At 67.3% G+C, this 15,228-nt stretch carries 14 protein-coding genes; 11 read left to right on the top strand and 3 right to left on the bottom strand.

Going from position 1 to position 15,228, the window contains the following annotated elements; all coding sequences use genetic code 11:
* The first annotated feature begins 39 nt into the window (after positions 1-39).
* Both MFF22_RS12035 and MFF22_RS12030 read left to right on the top strand, forming a co-directional pair.
* Positions 40-1,746: an IlvD/Edd family dehydratase gene (locus tag MFF22_RS12035; protein WP_238249205.1), complete on the top strand. Its 1,707-nt coding sequence runs from the start codon at positions 40-42 to the stop codon at positions 1,744-1,746.
* 47 nt (positions 1,747-1,793) lie between these two features.
* Positions 1,794-2,963: an acetyl-CoA acetyltransferase gene (locus MFF22_RS12030; protein WP_238249204.1), complete on the top strand. Its 1,170-nt coding sequence runs from the start codon at positions 1,794-1,796 to the stop codon at positions 2,961-2,963.
* A gap of 241 nt (positions 2,964-3,204) precedes the next feature.
* Here MFF22_RS12030 and MFF22_RS12025 read toward each other — a convergent pair whose 3' ends face one another.
* From MFF22_RS12025 to MFF22_RS12015, 3 genes are all read right to left on the bottom strand, one after another.
* Entirely contained in the window at positions 3,205-4,500 is a 1,296-nt protein-coding gene (locus MFF22_RS12025) for an O-acetylhomoserine aminocarboxypropyltransferase/cysteine synthase family protein (RefSeq protein ID WP_238249203.1), read from the bottom strand.
* 67 nt (positions 4,501-4,567) lie between these two features.
* Positions 4,568-4,954 (bottom strand): response regulator, encoded by a 387-nt coding sequence (locus tag MFF22_RS12020; RefSeq protein WP_238249202.1) that lies wholly within the window; start codon positions 4,952-4,954, stop codon positions 4,568-4,570.
* 170 nt (positions 4,955-5,124) lie between these two features.
* Positions 5,125-5,781 (bottom strand): alpha/beta hydrolase, encoded by a 657-nt coding sequence (locus tag MFF22_RS12015; protein ID WP_238249201.1) that lies wholly within the window; start codon positions 5,779-5,781, stop codon positions 5,125-5,127.
* Positions 5,782-6,048: 267 nt separating this feature from the next.
* Between MFF22_RS12015 and MFF22_RS12010 the strand changes: the two genes are divergently transcribed.
* From MFF22_RS12010 to MFF22_RS11970, 9 genes are all read left to right on the top strand, one after another.
* On the top strand, positions 6,049-7,218 hold the full coding sequence (locus tag MFF22_RS12010) for a cysteine desulfurase family protein (protein ID WP_238249345.1): 1,170 nt from the start codon (positions 6,049-6,051) through the stop codon (positions 7,216-7,218).
* Positions 7,219-7,285: 67 nt separating this feature from the next.
* On the top strand, positions 7,286-8,755 hold the full coding sequence (sufB, locus tag MFF22_RS12005; protein ID WP_238249200.1) for a Fe-S cluster assembly protein SufB: 1,470 nt from the start codon (positions 7,286-7,288) through the stop codon (positions 8,753-8,755).
* A gap of 218 nt (positions 8,756-8,973) precedes the next feature.
* On the top strand, positions 8,974-9,726 hold the full coding sequence (gene sufC, locus MFF22_RS12000) for a Fe-S cluster assembly ATPase SufC (protein ID WP_238249199.1): 753 nt from the start codon (positions 8,974-8,976) through the stop codon (positions 9,724-9,726).
* Positions 9,726-11,048, top strand: a complete 1,323-nt coding sequence (locus MFF22_RS11995) for a SufB/SufD family protein (protein ID WP_238249198.1) — start codon at positions 9,726-9,728, stop codon at positions 11,046-11,048. The genes sufC and MFF22_RS11995 overlap by 1 nt, the downstream gene beginning before the upstream one ends.
* Positions 11,049-11,231: 183 nt before the next feature.
* Complete coding sequence (locus tag MFF22_RS11990) at positions 11,232-12,476, top strand: cysteine desulfurase (RefSeq protein WP_238249197.1); 1,245 nt, start codon at positions 11,232-11,234, stop codon at positions 12,474-12,476.
* Positions 12,477-12,532: 56 nt separating this feature from the next.
* Complete coding sequence (locus MFF22_RS11985; protein ID WP_238249196.1) at positions 12,533-12,916, top strand: SUF system Fe-S cluster assembly protein; 384 nt, start codon at positions 12,533-12,535, stop codon at positions 12,914-12,916.
* A gap of 104 nt (positions 12,917-13,020) precedes the next feature.
* Positions 13,021-13,320: a hypothetical protein gene (locus MFF22_RS11980; RefSeq protein ID WP_238249195.1), complete on the top strand. Its 300-nt coding sequence runs from the start codon at positions 13,021-13,023 to the stop codon at positions 13,318-13,320.
* Between the two features lie 592 nt (positions 13,321-13,912).
* On the top strand, positions 13,913-14,200 hold the full coding sequence (locus MFF22_RS11975; RefSeq protein ID WP_238249194.1) for a hypothetical protein: 288 nt from the start codon (positions 13,913-13,915) through the stop codon (positions 14,198-14,200).
* A 94-nt stretch (positions 14,201-14,294) separates the two neighbouring features.
* Positions 14,295-15,221, top strand: a complete 927-nt coding sequence (locus tag MFF22_RS11970; RefSeq protein WP_238249193.1) for an ABC transporter ATP-binding protein — start codon at positions 14,295-14,297, stop codon at positions 15,219-15,221.
* Positions 15,222-15,228: the final 7 nt, after the last annotated feature.

The following is a 15,228-nucleotide window of genomic DNA, read 5'->3' as shown; positions in this document are numbered from 1 at the left end:
GGATCGCGTTCCACCTGCGGTGAGGCCCGAGGAACCACGATGACCGACGAACCGCACGGCCTGGACCGGGGCCTGACCAATTACGGCGACCGGGATTTCGCCCGCTACCTGCGACGCTCCTTCGCCCGTTCGATGGGCATCTCGCCCCGGCTGCTGAACAAGCCGGTGGTCGGCATCGCCATGACACCGTCGGGCTTCAACAACTGTCACCGCAGCATGCCGGACCTCGTGGAGGCCGTCTCCCGGGGGGTGCTGGCGGCGGGCGCCCTGCCGCGGCCGTTCCCGACCGTGTCGCTGGGGGAGGTTTTCCTCAATCCGACCAGCATGATGTACCGTAACTTGATGGCCATGGACACGGAGGAGATGGTCCTCGCCCAGCCGATGGACGCGGTGGTGCTGATCGGCGGTTGCGACAAGACCGTGCCCGCCCAACTCATGGGCGCGGCGTCGGCTGACCTGCCGGCGATCCAGCTCGTCACCGGGCCGATGTCCACCGGCCGCCACCGGGGCCAGCGGCTCGGGGCCTGCACCGATTGCCGGGGCTTCTGGGCGAAGTACCGGGCCGGCACCGTCGACGCGGAAGAGATCGCCGAGGTCGAAGGCCGGCTCTCCGTCACCGCCGGCACCTGCGCGGTGATGGGCACCGCTTCCACCATGGCCTGCATCGCCGAAGCGCTCGGCATGTCGCTGCCGGGCACGGCGGCGATCCCGGCCGTCCATTCCGACCGTCTGGTCGCCGCCGAGGAGACCGGCCGGGCCGCCGTCCGCCTGATCGAGAGTCGGATCCGGCCGAGCCAAGTCATCACCCAGAAGTCGGTCGAGAACGCGATCCGCGTGCTGATGGCGGTCTCGGGCTCGACCAACGCCATCGTGCACCTCACGGCCATCGCCGGCCGGCTCGGCATCCGGGTGCCTTACGAGCGCTTCAACGCCATCTCGGACGAGACCCCGGTGCTGGTCGATCTGAAGCCGGTCGGCGAGGGCTACATGGAGGATTTCCACGCGGCCGGCGGCATGGGCGCCCTGCTGCGCGAGTTGCGCCCGCTGCTGCACCTCGACACCGTCGATGTTGAGGGCCGCACTCTGGCCGAGCGGCTAGACGAGCCGGCGGGCTGGGTCGACCGGGCGGTGGTCCGCCCCTTCGCCGATCCGGTCTCGCCCCAGGGTGGGCTGATTGCGCTGGGCGGTAGCCTCGCCCCGGACGGGGCGATCTTCAAGCGCGCCGCCGCGACGCCCGGCCTGTTCGAGACGGAGGGCAGGGCGGTGGTGTTCACCGGCCTCGAAGACCTGTCGGCCCGGATCGACGACCCCGACCTCGACGTCACCCCCGACGACATCCTCGTCCTCCAGAATGCCGGCCCCCATGCCGCCGGGATGCCCGAAGCCGGCTACCTACCGATTCCTAAGAAACTCGCCCGGGCAGGGGTGAAGGACATGGTGCGGATCTCCGACGCCCGGATGTCGGGGACCGCCTTCGGGGCCATCGTCCTGCACGTCGCGCCCGAGGCGGCCATCGGCGGCCCGCTCGCCGCGGTGCGCGACGGCGACCGCATCCGTCTGTCGGTCAAGGATAAGCGGATCGACCTGCTGGTCGAGCCCGAGGAAGTCGCCCGGCGCCTCGCGACCCATGTTCCGCCCCCCGCCCCAAAGCGCGGCTACAAGGCCCTCTACCGGCGCAGCGTCACTCAGGCGCCGGAGGGCTGCGACTTCGATTTCCTCTCGGGGGCGTCTTCGGACCGCCCTTGATCCACGCCTCCGCCGGGGCCATCGTCCCGGCAACGGGAGAGGAAACGATGACGCGCGCCTGCATCGTGGGCTGGGCCCACACCCCCTTCGGCAAGCTGGACGATCCCGACGTCGAGAGCCTGATCGCCCGGGTCTCCGGCGAGGCGCTCGCCCATGCCGGCGTCGGGGCTGGCGAGATCGACGGCATCTATGTCGGCGTCATGAACACCGGCTTCTCGAAGCAGGGCTTCGAAGGCTCGTTGGTGGCCCTGAACCAGCCCGACCTCGCCCACGTCCCTTCGACGCATCTGGAAAACGCCTGCGCCACCGGCTCGGCGGCGCTCTACGCGGCCCTCGATTTCGTGGACAGCGGCCGGGGCCGGGTCGCCCTGGTGGTCGGCGCCGAGAAGATGACCGCCAAATCCGTCGCCGAGACCGGGGATATCCTGCTCGGTGCCTCCTACCGGAAGGAGGAGGCCGAGATCGAGGGCGGCTTCGCGGGCGTGTTCGGGCGGATCGCGGCGGGCTACTTCCAGCGCTACGGCGACCGCAGCGAGGAACTGGCCCGCATCGCCGCCAAGAACCATCGCAACGGCGTCGGGAACCCCTACGCGCAGCTGCGCAAGGATCTCGGCTTCGACTTCTGCAACAGAGTCTCCGACAAGAACCCCTACGTCGCCGCGCCGCTCCGGCGCACCGACTGCTCGCTGATCTCGGACGGCGCCGCCGCCCTTGTGGTGGCCGATGCCGAGACCTCCGCGCGGTTGGAGCGGGCCATCGGCTTCCGGGCGCGGGCGCAGGTCAACGACATCCTTCCCCTCTCCCGCCGGGACCCCACCGCCTTCGAGGGCGCCCGCCGGGCCTGGGACAAGGCGCGGGCGCAGGCCGGCATCACCAACGATGACCTATCCTTCGTCGAAACCCACGACTGCTTCACCATCGCAGAGTTGCTCGAATACGAGGCGATGGGCCTCGCCGCACCGGGCGAGGGTTTTCGGATTGTCCGCGAAGGGATGACGGAGAAGGGCGGCCGGCTGCCGGTGAACCCGTCGGGCGGGCTCAAGGCCAAGGGCCACCCGGTCGGCGCGACGGGCGTCTCGATGCACGTCATGGCTTGCCTGCAATTAATGAACGAGGCTGGCGAGATGCAGGTGCCGGATGCGGCGCTGGCCGGCGTGTTCAACATGGGGGGCGCGGCGGTGGCGAATTACGTGTCGGTTTTGGAGCGGCGGCGGTAGGCGGAAAAGCACTATCGCTCACGTCAGTGCGAATGCAGTGAAGCAACTCATTCGGCGCCGCTTCGTCCGGACAAGTCGAGTTCTGAATTGCTTAGGCTCCGCCTCGCAATGACGGCGGGGGGCGGACGCTACAATGACCATCGTCATTGCGAACGGAGTGAAGCAATCCAGGGAGCCGTCACGATGGGAGGCGTCCCGCTGCCCTGGATTGCTTCGCTGCGCTCGCAATGACGGCAGCGGGTTAGCCGCCCGCCTTCTCCAAAGCCTGCGCGATATCCGCGATCAGGTCCTCCACGTTTTCCAGACCGATCGACAGGCGCACCGTCTCCGGCCCGACGAAGGCGATGGCCTTCTCGGCTTCGGGGAGCTGGCGGTGCGTGGTGGTCGCCGGGTGAATCGCCAGGGTCTTGATCTCACCGATGTTGACGAGGTGCGAGACCAGTTCGAGGGACGTGATGAACGTCAGCGCCGCCTTCTCCCCGCCCTTGAGGGCGAAGGTGAAGATCGCGCCCGGGCCCTTCGGCGTGTAGCGCGCGGCATTGGCCTCGCCGGTCTGGCCCGGCAGGCCGGGGTAGCTCACCCATTCCACCGCCGGGTGGTCCTTGAGATAGGCGGCGATGGCCTTGGCGTTGGAACAGTGGCGCTCCATGCGCAGGGGCAGGGTCTCGATGCCGGTCAGCGTCAGGAAGGCGTTCATCGGCGAAAGGCCGGGGCCGAGGTCCCGCAGGCCGAACAGACGGCAGGCCACCGCGAAGGGTGTCTCGGGGAAGCGCTGCGGGATGACGAGGCCGTCGTAATCCGGCCAGGGATCGTTGATCAGGTCGTAGCCGCCGGCCTTCACCCAGTCGAACGAGCCGGCATCGCAGATCATGCCGCCGATCACCTGCCCCGAGCCCGCCAGGAACTTGGACGTGGAGTGCACCACAATGTCCGCCCCATGCTCGATCGGGCGGATCAGGGCGGGGGAGGCGAGGGTGTTGTCGACGATCAGTGGCAGGCCATGACGCTTGGCGACCGCCGCAATGCCCTCCAGATCCATCACGAAGCCGCAGGGGTTCACGATCGATTCGCAGACGATCGCCTTGCAGTCGGGCGTGATCGCCGCCTCGAAATCCGCCGGCTCCAGACCGCGGGCGAAGCGCGGCTTGAGGTCGTAGCGGCCGTCAAGGCGGCGCATCAGGCCAAGCGACCCGCCGAACAGCCGCGGCGAGGCGACATAGGCGTCGCCGCTGCGCATCAGGGTCATCAGCACCAGCAGGACCGCCGACTGGCCGGAGGCCACGGCCACCGCCGCCTTGGCGCCCTCAAGGGCGGCCACCCTGCGTTCCAGGGCCGCGACGGTCGGGTTCGAGCCGCGGGAATAGGAGAAGCCGGTCTTGCGCACGGCGAAGATGTCGGCCGCCTGCTCGGTCGAGTCGAAGACGAAGCCGTTCGTGAAATAGATCGGCATCACCCGCGCGCCCGTGGCCGGGTCTGGGGCGGCGCCGGCGTGGATCGCCTGGGTGGCGAACCGGTGCGGTCGGGTGTCGTCGGTCATGGGACTCGTCACGTCGTGGTGCCGCGCGTCGGCGCCTGCCGCGCGGATCGGTCGCGCGTGTTATGGATCAGGCCGCGCGGTGAATGAAGGCACGCAGGGTTCGGACCAGGGTTGTCGGTTCGTAGGGCTTGGGAATGAACCGGGCCCCGTCGGGCATGTCGTTGGGGCCGGGCGTGCCCATCCCCGAGACGACGAGCACCGGGATTCCCGGCCAGCGATGCGCCACGAGGCGGGCGAGGGCAAAGCCGTCCATGGAGCCCTGCGGCATGTCCACGTCGGTCATCAGCACTTCGACGTCGCTCCGGTTCTCCAGAACCGCGAGGGCCTTGTCCGCATGGGCCGCCTCCACGACCGTGAATCCCGCATCGGCGAGGGTGTCGGAGGCCTCCATCAGAAGAAGACCATCGTCTTCGACAAGCAGGACAACAGGTTGCTCGGAAGGGCTATCCGTCATCAGGCCTGGATGTGTTCCACGAGTGGGCGGTCGAAGGGCGGCCCTATTCCCAGTGCCCCCCTTCGTCAAGGTGGAGGAGGAAGGTGGGGACCGGACCGGCCGGCCGCATCCCCACCCGTCAATCCGCCTCAGGCGGCCTCCTCGTCGCCTCAGGCGTCCTCTTCGCCGCCTCAGGCGGCCTCCTCGCGCTTGCCGAGCCGCTTGTCGAGATAGGTGTCCACGGTCTGCGTCAGCTCCTCGACCTTGCCGTCGAAGAAGTGGTTGGCTCCATCAACGATCTGGTGCTCGATGATGACGCCCTTCTGTGTCTTCACCTTCTCGATCACCGGCATCACCTCCCGGGCCGGGGCCACCCGGTCCTCGGACCCATGTACGAACAGGCCGGAAGAGGGGCAGGGCGCCAGGAAGGTGAAGTCGTAGCGGTTGGCCATCGCCGCGATGGAAATGAACCCCTCGATCTCGGGCCGGCGCATCAGAAGCTGCATGCCGATCCACGACCCGAACGACACGCCGGCGATCCAGCAGGCCTTGGCCTCCGGGTTGACCGCCTGCACCCAGTCCAGGGCAGCCGCCGCATCCGACAACTCACCCGACCCATGGTCGAAGGAGCCCTGGCTGCGCCCGACCCCGCGGAAATTGAAACGCAGAGCTGCAAAACCGCGGTTGGCGAATGTGTAGAAAAGATTGTACACAATTTGATTGTTCATCGTGCCGCCGAACTGAGGGTGCGGATGCAGCACGATGGCGATGGGGGCCCCACGCTTCTTCGGGGCTTGGTACCGGCCCTCCAGGCGGCCGGCGGGACCGGTGAAGATGACCTCAGGCATGTTCGTCCTCTTACTCCGTCGCCCACTTCCGTCCGATCCCGCACCGCGAAGGAGCGCCTTGACTCACTGGATGCACACCATAAAAGCGCTCTTAGAATAATTCTAGGTGATTAGAACTATTCTAAAGAACGAGGGGATCCAAAGACAAGGTTTGCCGCCCGGGAGCGTCTCGGCCGGTGGGACCGGTATTTCGTCGGCGCGCCTTAACACGGCGAGCCACCCCGCGTGCAAGGATTTCGCGCGCTCAAGGAGATGAAGCGTTCGGTGATGGACAGGACCCGCGCCTATCTCGACCACAACGCCACCGCCCCCGTCCGTCCGGACGTCGCGGCAGCGGTGGGGCGTGCCTTGAGCCTGCCGGGCAACCCGTCCTCCATCCATGCCGAGGGCCGGGCCGCCCGGGCGGTCTTGGAAGCTGCGCGGGCCGAAGTCGCATCGCTGGTGGGCGCACGGCCGGCTCAGGTGGTCTTCACGAGCGGCGGCACGGAGGCGGCGAATGCCGTGCTCTCCGGAGCGCTGCGCCGCCGGGGTTGGCCGGCTCCGACCCGGCTGCTGTTCAGCGCCAGCGAGCACCCTTGCGTGGCGGCGGGACACCGTTTCGCCGAGGGCACCGTCGAGACGATCCCCGTCGATGGGTCGGGTCTCCTCGATCTCGCCGCCCTCGACACGCGCCTCGCGGCGCTCTCCGGCGAGACCGTGCTGATCTCGGTCCACGCCGCCAACAACGAGACCGGCGTGATCCAGCCCCTGGCGGAGATCGTGGCCCTGGCCCGGGCCCACGGGCGGGCCCTGGTCCACAGTGACGCGGTGCAGGCGGCGGGCAAGATCCCGTTGGATTTCGCCGGGCTCAGGCTCGACGCCATGACCCTCTCGGGCCACAAGTTCGCCGCCCCGAAGGGAGTGGGCGCGCTGGTTCTCGCCGACGACGTCTCGCTCGAGACGGCCTTTGTCCGGGGCGGCGGCCAGGAAAAGCGCCAGCGCTGCGGCACCGAAAGCCTCCCTTCCCTCGTTGGTATGGGAGAGGCGGCGCGGATCGCGCGCGAATCGCTCGGGCCGGAGGCGGAACGGCTCACCGCCCTGCGCGACCGGGCCGAGGCGGGCGTGCTCGCCTTGGCCCCGGATGCAGTGGTGTTCGGGGCGGGGGCGCCCCGTCTGCCGAACACATTGAGCTTCGCCGTGCCGGGCCTCGACGCTCCCGCGGCGCTGATCGCCCTCGATCTTGCCGGGGTGGCGGTCTCGTCGGGCTCGGCTTGCTCGTCGGGCAAGGTGGCGCGCTCGGCGACACTGGCCGCCATGGGCGTCTCACCCGCCCTGGCGGGTGGGGCGCTCCGGGTGAGCATGGGTTGGAATACCGTGGAGGAGGATGTGTCGCGCTTCCTCCACGCCTTCGAACGGGTGGCGACATCCCTATATGAGAGGCGAGGGCGAGCGGCCTGAGGGCCGCATCCCGAGCCACTTCCACACGCTTCCCGGCCCTTGACGCCGGGCTTGCTAGGAGACGCTGATGCCTGCCGTGCAGGAAACCATCGACCGGGTCCGCTCGATCGACCTCGACCAGTACAAGTACGGGTTTGAGACCACCATCGAGATGGAGAAGTCCGCCAAGGGCATCTCCGAGGACGTCGTGCGCTTCATCTCGGCCAAGAAGGGTGAGCCGGAATGGCTGCTCGAGTGGCGCCTCGACGCCTACAAGCGCTGGCAGACCATGAAGGAGCCGGAATGGGCCCGGGTCTCGTATGACAAGGTCGATTACAACGACATCTACTACTATGCCGCCCCCAAGCGGCAGGGCCCGGAATCGCTGGACGAGATCGATCCCGAGATCCTGAAGACCTACGAGAAGCTCGGCATCCCCCTGCGGGAGGTCGAGGTGCTGGAGGGCATCGCCCCCGAGCGCCGGGTGGCCGTGGACGCGGTGTTCGATTCCGTGTCGGTCGCCACGACCTTCAAGAAGGAGCTCGAGAAGGCCGGCGTGATCTTCATGCCGATCTCCGAGGCGGTGCGCGAGCACCCGGAACTGGTGAAGAAGTACCTCGGCTCGGTCGTGCCGGCGACGGACAACTTCTTCGCCACGCTGAACTCGGCCGTGTTCTCCGACGGGTCGTTCGTCTACATCCCGCCGGGTGTACGCTGCCCGATGGAGCTGTCGACCTACTTCCGCATCAACGAGCGCGACACCGGCCAGTTCGAGCGCACGCTGATCATCGCCGACAAGGGGTCCTACGTCTCGTATCTCGAGGGCTGCACCGCCCCGAAGCGGGACGACAACCAGCTCCACGCCGCCGTGGTGGAACTAGTCGCCCTGGAAGATGCCGAGATCAAGTACTCGACGGTCCAGAACTGGTATCCGGGCGACAACGAGGGCAAGGGCGGCATCTACAACTTCGTGACGAAGCGTGGCGACTGTCGCGGCGATCGCTCGAAGATCTCGTGGACGCAGGTCGAGACCGGCTCGGCGATCACGTGGAAGTACCCGTCCTGCATCCTGCGCGGTGACGACAGCCGCGGCGAGTTCTACTCGATCGCGGTGTCGAACGGCATGCAGCAGGTCGATTCCGGCACCAAGATGATTCACCTCGGCAAGAACACCACGAGCCGGATCATCTCGAAGGGTATCTCGGCCGGGCGTTCGCAGAACACCTACCGGGGCCTCGTCTCGGCCCACAAGAAGGCCAAGGGTGCGCGGAACTTCACGAACTGCGACTCGCTGCTGATCGGCGATCAGTGCGGGGCGCACACCGTGCCCTACATCGAGTCGAAGAACGCCTCCGCCGTGTTCGAGCACGAGGCGACGACCTCCAAGATCTCCGAGGATCAGAAGTTCTACTGCCAGCAGCGTGGCCTCTCCGAGGAGGAGGCGACCGCGCTCATCGTCAACGGCTTCGTCCGGGACGTGCTGCAGCAGCTTCCCATGGAGTTCGCCGTCGAGGCCCAGAAGCTGATCTCGATCAGCCTCGAAGGCTCGGTGGGCTAAGCCACAGGCACACTATGCCCTTTCCCTCTCCCCTCTACGGGGGAGGGTGGCCCCCGTGAGGGGGTCGGGAGAGGGGCAGCGCGACGGCTCAGGATTCGGTGCCCGTCGCGACCTATTCGGAGAGGGCGCTCCCCTCTCCCGACCCCTGCTGACGCAGGGGCCACCCTCCCCCGCAGAGGGGGGAGGGATGCTCGGAATCGAATTAGGACGACTACGACATGCTCGAAATCAAGAACCTCGTCGTGCAGATCGAGGACAACCGCATCCTCAACGGCCTCAACCTCACCGTGAAAGACGGCGAGGTCGCCGCGATCATGGGACCGAACGGCTCCGGCAAGTCGACGCTCTCCTACGTCATCGCCGGCAAGGAGGACTATGAGGTCCTCGAAGGCGAGATCCTTCTCGACGGCCAGAACCTGCTGGAGATGGCCCCGGACGAGCGCGCCGCGGCCGGCGTGTTCCTGGCCTTCCAGTACCCGCTGGAGATTCCCGGCGTCGGCACCATGACCTTCCTGAAGGCGTGCCTGAATGCCCAGCGCAAGGCGCGAGGCGAAGCCGAGCTATCGACGCCGGACTTCATCCGTGCCGTGAACGGAGCCGCCGACAAGCTTGAGATCAATAAGGAAATGCTCAAGCGTGCCCTCAACGTCGGCTTCTCCGGCGGCGAGAAGAAGCGCATGGAGATCCTCCAGATGGCGCTGCTTCAGCCGAAGTTCTGCGTGCTGGACGAGACCGATTCCGGCCTCGACATCGATGCCCTGCGCATCGTGTCCGAGGGTGTGAACGCCCTACGCGCCGAAGGCCGCTCGTTCCTTGTCATCACCCACTACCAGCGGTTGTTGAACCACATCGTCCCGGACGTGGTGCACGTCATGTCCAAGGGTCAGATCGTGAAGTCGGGCGGCAAGGAGCTGGCCCTGGAGCTCGAGGCCTCGGGCTACGCCGAGTACCGGACCGGGGAGGCTGCGTGATGGCCGACGTCAAGAACCTGCGCACGGGGGCCGAAACCGGCCTTTCGGCCCTGTTCGAGGCGGGGCGCAAGAGCTTCGCCACCGAGGAGGCCATCGGCCGAGAGGAGGCGTTCCGCTTCTTCGAGGCCACCGGCCTGCCGAGCCGGCGGGTCGAGGCGTTCAAGTACACCGACCTGCGCGCCGCCATCACCGACGCCGCCCCGCCGGCCGAGGCCCCTTCCGCCGAGGCCGCCCGCAAGGCGGTCGCCGCCGCGAAGGGGTTTGCCGCCATCGAGGCGGCCCGGCTGACCTTCGTCAACGGCCACCTGATCCGCGCCCTGTCCGACCTCTCCGGCCTGCCGGAGGGCGTGACCGTGACGCCGATCAACGATGCGATGGGCAAGGGCGACGCCCGCCTGAAGCGCCTCGCCCCGGTCGAGCAGGCCCGGGAGAACGCAATCTATCAGTTGAACACCGCCTTCCTCGCGGACGGCGCGCTGATCACCGTCGCCCCGGGCGCGAAGCCCGATCTGCCCCTGCACCTGCGCTTCGTCGCCACGGGGACCGAGGCGTTCTCCACCGCCACCCGCGTGCTGGTGGACCTGGGCGAGGGCGCCGAGGTGACGATCCTCGAAAGCCACGAGGGGCCGGACGGCATCGCCTACCAGCCGAACGATGCGCTCGACGTGCGCATCGGCAAGGGCGGCGTGTTCCGGCACGCCCGCACCAACCGCGAAGGCAACGCCGCGGTCGCCCTTTCGACGATCAGCGTCCGGCTCGACGACGATGCGCAGCTGGAGACCGTCGCCGTGGTGACGGGCGCCGTGCTGTCGCGCCACCAGATCTTCCTGAACATCGCGGGCGAGGGCACCAACGTCGTCGTCAACGGCGCGGCTATGCTGCGCGACGGACAGCTCGCCGACTCGACCCTGCTCGCAGACCATGCGGCGGTGGGCGGCGTCGGGCGCGAGCAGTTCAAGACGGTGATCGACGGCAATGCCACGGGCGTGTTCCAGGGCAAGATCATCGTCCGCCAAGCGGCGCAGCAGACCGACGGCAAGATGAAGTCCGACTGTCTGCTCCTCACCGACGAGGGGCAGATGATGAACAAGCCGGAGCTCGAAATCTTCGCCGACGACGTCGCCTGCGGCCACGGGGCCACCTGCGGCGCCCCGGACGAGGACCTGCTGTTCTACCTGATGGCCCGCGGGCTGCCGCGGCCCCTCGCGCAGAGCCTGCTGGTGCAGGCCTTCCTGGGCGAGGCGATCGAATCGGTCTCGCACGAGGGCGCCCGGGCGGCGCTGATCGGCGAGATCGAGGCGTGGCTCGCCGCGCGGGGGTGATCCCCGCGCCGCACCTCGTCCCACCCTGGACCTCATCCTGAAGTGCGGCGACAGCCGCCTCGAAGGTGGGCTCCAGGGACCGCAATGACAGCTGGAGGCCTCCTTCGAGGCCTCCGCTTCGCTCCGGCACCTCAGGATGAGGCTTGCGGCAGGGAGCGGCAAAGTTTTCAGAAGGTCGCGACCATGAACGCACCCGTCCTCACCCCGACCTACGACGTGACCGAGATCCGGAAGGAATTCCCGATCCTGGCGGAGAAGGTCTACGGCAAGCCGCTGGTCTACCTCGACAATGCGGCCTCCGCGCAGAAGCCCCGCGCCGTCATCGACGCGATGGTGAACTGCATGCAGACCGGCTATGCCAACGTCCACCGCGGCCTGCATTACATGGCGAACGCCGCGACCGAAGGCTTCGAGGGCGCCCGCGAGACCACGCGCCAGTTCCTCAATGCCGACTCGACGGACGAGATCATCTTCACCCGCAACGCGACCGAGGCCTACAACCTCGTGGCCTCGTCCATGGGCTGGGGCGGGCTGATCGGGGAGGGAGACGAGATCATCCTCTCGATCATGGAGCACCACTCCAACATCGTGCCCTGGCACTTCCTGCGCGAGCGGCGCGGGGCGGTGATCAAGTGGGCCCCCGTCGATGACGAGGGCAACTTCCTCATCGACGAATACGAAAAGCTGTTCAGCCCGCGCACCAAGATGGTGGCGATCACCCACATGTCGAACGTGCTCGGCACCGTGACGCCTGCCAAGGAAATCGTGCGGATCGCCCATGCCCACGGCGTGCCGGTGCTCCTCGACGGGGCGCAGAGCGCCGTCCACCAGCCGGTCGATGTCCGCGACCTCGATTGCGACTTCTTCGTCTTCACCGGCCACAAGGTCTACGGCCCGACCGGCATCGGCGTGCTCTACGGCAAGAAGGAATGGCTGGAGCGGCTGCCCCCCTATCAGGGCGGCGGGGAGATGATCCGCACGGTGAGCGAGGACTCCGTCACCTACAACGATCCGCCCCACCGGTTCGAGGCAGGCACGCCCGCGATCATTGAGGCGGTCGGCCTCGGGGCTGCGCTGGAATTCATGATGACGCTTGGCCGGGACAGGATCGCCGCCCATGAAGCGGCTCTGACCCGCTATGCCACGGAGCGCCTGAGTGCGATGAACTCCCTGCGCATCATCGGCACCGCCAAGGGCAAGGGCGGCGTCATCAGCTTCGAGATGAAGGGGGCCCATGCCCACGACATCGCCACGGTCATCGACCGGCAGGGCGTGGCGGTGCGGGCCGGCACCCATTGCGCCATGCCCCTGCTGTCGCGGTTCGGCACGACGTCCACCTGCCGGGCCTCGTTCGGCCTTTACAACACCACCGCCGAGATCGATGCGCTTGTCGAGGCGTTGGCGAAGGCCGAAATGCTGTTCGCCTGATTTGTTTGGGATTGGTCCGGCCGCGACCTGACGCGGCGGGGAAAAGGGTGAGACCGATGAGCACCGACGCCACCATCACCGGGGGCAGCAACACGCCCGCCGTCGAAGGCGCCTCGGCGATCCCGCCGGCGGAGATGGACCGCCTGACCGACGACATCGTCGCGGCCCTCAAGACCGTGTACGACCCGGAAATCCCGGCCGACATCTACGAGCTCGGCCTGATCTACAAGGTCGATATCGACGACGACCGGAAGGTCGCCATCGACATGACCCTCACCGCCCCCGGCTGCCCGGTGGCCGGGGAGATGCCGGGCTGGGTCGAGAATGCGGTCTCCGCGGTGCCGGGGGTGCAATCCTGCACGGTGGCGATGGTGTTCGATCCCCCGTGGGACCAGAGCCGCATGTCAGACGAGGCCCGCGTTGCCCTCGACATGTGGTAGCTAAGCCCCTGGCGAAGGTCGGTGCGGCGTGCCGAATTTAAGCTTTCGCTAACCATATCCCGACACTGTCTCGGCTTGGCCGGAATGGATGCGCGGGACACGTGATGGGGCTGGGATACGCCGTCGCGCTGGTATTGGAATCGGCGGGGCTCGTCGGTCTCGTCATTGGGATGATCCGCCTGCGCGCGGAACGACGGGCCCGGGCAGCCGAACTCCGGGGGCTGCTGCTCACCGGCAATGCCGCTGCAGCTGGCGGGATCCGTATCGGCACGGCGCATCGTGCGCCCCGGCGCGTCGTGGTGGATCCGGCGCCCTCTGCCGTCGTCCAAGACAGCGTCGCTGCCCGCACGGCCCTGAACCGGGCCCTGGAAACCCTCCGGCAGGTGGAGCGTGCGGCCGCCTGAGGCCCTACCGCAGGATGATGTCGAGGCCGCTGCCGAACAGCACGACGGCGCTGAGCGTGAAGAGGAACTTCAGGTCTTCGAGGCGGGCGCTCATCGGCTTTTCCGGTGCTGCTGACCCTTGAAGAATGCCAGCATTAACGGTTCCTTCGCGAGTCTTTTCACGCTCCGTTAGCCATCAATCGATGGATTCTCTTCAGGATGATTGACGAAAGCTTAACACGGCCGCAACTCACGGGTGTTATTGCTAACTATATCGCGCCAAGCCGCGGCCTCCGGAGCGGAGCGGGCGCCCAAGGGCAGCACCGACCGCCGAGACCGTCGGGCACGCCTAAGCCGTTCCAGGCGGAATGATGAGGCTGAGGCGTTCTCCTAGTCCGGGTTGTAATTGATCCTCGATCGTCGCAGCTAAGAGCGCACCTCAGCCGCGATGCTAAGACATGCATGAACGGATACCGATAATTATACAAAATGCCACGCGACAATCCGATAATTAATACAATTGGATTTCGGGGATCGGGCTGGATCTGGCAAGGTATCTTGCGGAGATCTACATATCATTCGACAATGGTGACCACGCCGCGGGAAGACGCGGATGGAGAACGGACCGATCGAGCGAGTGGACGGCACCATGAGTGACGCGGGCGGCCTCATTCAACTGCAAACGGGAACCGGATCGGTCGAACGCGCCCGCTTGCTCAACCAGATCGCGTGCGCCCTCGACGTGCCGGTCGCCGCCTTCACCTGCAAGCTCTCGGTGGATGAGGTCGAGGGGCCGTCCAGCGCCGAGTGTGCGGCTATGCTCAGCGCCTTCGGGCGGATCCGGGATCCGCAGATCCGCGAGTTCTGCCTGCAGGTGCTCCAGGCTTTCGCGCAGAAGTAGGTGGCATCCCCGGCGTGTGCCTGCACACCCGGAGTGCGGTGAGCGCGGAGGCCGGCGGTGGTATAGGCCGGCACCCGGAGGCCGCCCTCGCCCGATGCCCATCATTTCCATTACGGACCTTTCGAAGACCTACGCTTCGGGGTTCAGCGCCCTGAAGGGGGTGAACCTCGCCATCGAGCGGGGGGAGATCTTCGCGTTGCTCGGCCCCAACGGGGCGGGGAAATCCACGCTCATCAATATCGTCTGCGGGATCGTCACGCCGAGTTCCGGCAAGGTGACGGTGGATGGCCATGACATCGCCGCGGATTACAGGGCGGCACGGCGGTCGATCGGTCTGGTGCCGCAGGAACTGACCACGGACGCGTTCGAGACCGTGTGGAACACCGTGAGTTTCTCCCGGGGGCTGTTCGGCATGAAGCCCGATCCGGCGCATATCGAGCACGTGCTGCAGGCCCTGTCCCTCTGGGACAAGCGCTCCAACCGGCTCATGACCCTCTCGGGCGGGATGAAGCGGCGGGTCTTGATCGCCAAGGCCCTGTCCCACGAGCCGCGGGTCCTGTTCCTCGACGAGCCGACGGCGGGCGTCGACGTGGAACTGCGCCAGGACATGTGGCGCCTCGTGCGAGAGCTGCGTGACCAGGGCGTCACGGTCATCCTCACCACCCACTACATCGAAGAGGCCGAGGAGATGGCCGACCGGATCGGGGTGATCCGGGGCGGGCAGATCATCCTCGTCGAGGAGAAGGCTGCGCTGATGCACCAGCTCGGGCGGAAGCGCCTGACGCTTCAGCTGCAGGCCCCCCTCGAGGCGGTGCCGCAGGGACTGGCGCATTTCGGGCTCGCCCTGGCAGGGCAGGGCAGGGAACTGGTCTACACCTACGACACCAAGGCCGAGCGGACGGGGATCACCGGCCTGCTCACCGCCCTCTCCGATGCGGGCATCCGGTTCAGCGACCTGCGGACGGAGCAGAGCTCGCTGGAAGATATCTTCGTCGGTCTGGTGCGTGGGGAGGCGGCGTGATGGGCGG

Origin of the sequence: Methylobacterium persicinum, assembly GCF_022179525.1 — a bacterium.
Taxonomy (GTDB): domain Bacteria; phylum Pseudomonadota; class Alphaproteobacteria; order Rhizobiales; family Beijerinckiaceae; genus Methylobacterium; species Methylobacterium persicinum.
This window is presented reverse-complemented; position numbering and strand designations above follow the sequence as displayed.

What these genes read in the sequence shown, in the direction of transcription:
- MFF22_RS12025 (WP_238249203.1), bottom strand. Translation starts at nt 4,500, where the DNA reads ATGACCGACGACACCCGACCGCACCGGTTCGCCACCCAGGCGATCCAC.
- MFF22_RS11980 (WP_238249195.1), top strand. Translation starts at nt 13,021, where the DNA reads ATGGGGCTGGGATACGCCGTCGCGCTGGTATTGGAATCGGCGGGGCTC.
- MFF22_RS12015 (WP_238249201.1), bottom strand. Translation starts at nt 5,781, where the DNA reads ATGCCTGAGGTCATCTTCACCGGTCCCGCCGGCCGCCTGGAGGGCCGG.
- MFF22_RS11985 (WP_238249196.1), top strand. Translation starts at nt 12,533, where the DNA reads ATGAGCACCGACGCCACCATCACCGGGGGCAGCAACACGCCCGCCGTC.
- MFF22_RS11990 (WP_238249197.1), top strand. Translation starts at nt 11,232, where the DNA reads ATGAACGCACCCGTCCTCACCCCGACCTACGACGTGACCGAGATCCGG.
- sufB (WP_238249200.1), top strand. Translation starts at nt 7,286, where the DNA reads ATGCCTGCCGTGCAGGAAACCATCGACCGGGTCCGCTCGATCGACCTC.
- sufC (WP_238249199.1), top strand. Translation starts at nt 8,974, where the DNA reads ATGCTCGAAATCAAGAACCTCGTCGTGCAGATCGAGGACAACCGCATC.
- MFF22_RS12035 (WP_238249205.1), top strand. Translation starts at nt 40, where the DNA reads ATGACCGACGAACCGCACGGCCTGGACCGGGGCCTGACCAATTACGGC.
- MFF22_RS12010 (WP_238249345.1), top strand. Translation starts at nt 6,049, where the DNA reads ATGGACAGGACCCGCGCCTATCTCGACCACAACGCCACCGCCCCCGTC.
- MFF22_RS12020 (WP_238249202.1), bottom strand. Translation starts at nt 4,954, where the DNA reads ATGACGGATAGCCCTTCCGAGCAACCTGTTGTCCTGCTTGTCGAAGAC.
- MFF22_RS11975 (WP_238249194.1), top strand. Translation starts at nt 13,913, where the DNA reads ATGGAGAACGGACCGATCGAGCGAGTGGACGGCACCATGAGTGACGCG.
- MFF22_RS11970 (WP_238249193.1), top strand. Translation starts at nt 14,295, where the DNA reads ATGCCCATCATTTCCATTACGGACCTTTCGAAGACCTACGCTTCGGGG.
- MFF22_RS11995 (WP_238249198.1), top strand. Translation starts at nt 9,726, where the DNA reads ATGGCCGACGTCAAGAACCTGCGCACGGGGGCCGAAACCGGCCTTTCG.
- MFF22_RS12030 (WP_238249204.1), top strand. Translation starts at nt 1,794, where the DNA reads ATGACGCGCGCCTGCATCGTGGGCTGGGCCCACACCCCCTTCGGCAAG.